The 884-nt window shown below is 50.1% G+C and carries 1 protein-coding gene; it reads right to left on the bottom strand.

Annotated elements, in window-relative coordinates; all coding sequences use genetic code 11:
• Window positions 1–821, bottom strand: an 821-nt coding sequence (locus tag ACTHS3_RS15610; protein WP_440368456.1) for a pyridoxal phosphate-dependent aminotransferase, incomplete at its 3' end; no start/stop codon positions are given.
• Window positions 822–884: the final 63 nt, after the last annotated feature.

Consider the following 884-nt stretch of genomic DNA (forward strand, 5'->3'; position numbering starts at 1 on the left):
ATAGACGAGAGCATGTCCAAGCCTTCGATATAGCCTTTTGCATGATGTTTCGGGCCGTTGAGTATCATCCAGCCTTGGCGGAAACCGGCTACGCGGTAGGCTTTGGAGAGGCCGTTAAACGTAATGGTCAGCAAGTCGGGAGCAAGGGCGGCGATATGGTGGTGTACAGCGTCGTCGTAGAGGATTTTGTCGTAAATTTCGTCGGCAAAAATAATCAGGCCGTGTTTGCGCGCTAATTCGGCGATTTCGAGCAGGATTTCTTTGCTGTACACCGCGCCTGTCGGGTTGTTGGGGTTGATGACGACGATGGCTTTTGTTTTCGGCGTAATTTTGGCTTCCATATCGGCAAGATTTGGGAACCAGTCATTTTCTTCGTCGCACAAATAATGACGCACATTGCCGCCGGCCAGTGTTGCAGCAGCGGTCCACAGTGGATAGTCAGGCGCAGGAATCAGGATTTCATCGCCGTCGTTGAGCAATGCCTGCATGGACATGGTAATCAGCTCGGACACGCCGTTGCCGATGTAAACGTCGTTGACGGTAACGTCGAGCAGACCTTTGGTTTGATAGTAATGAACGATGGCTTTGCGTGCGGAGTAAAGGCCTTTGGAGTCGCAATAGCCTTGAGAAGTGGGCAGGTTGCGGATAACGTCAACCAAGATTTCATCAGGCGCTTCAAAGCCGAACGGGGCAGGGTTGCCGATATTGAGCTTGAGGATTTTGTTGCCTTCTTCTTCCAGTTGCAGGGCTTTTTTATGAACCGGGCCGCGGATGTCGTAGCAAACGTGGTCCAGCTTGGACGATTTGGGGAATTTCTCCATGATGTGTGTTCCGTAAAATTGTTAACAATGGGATAAATGTACTCTTTTTGTGGGTAAATTAAA

The sequence above is a fragment of the Neisseria sp. P0009.S007 genome, assembly GCF_051962515.1.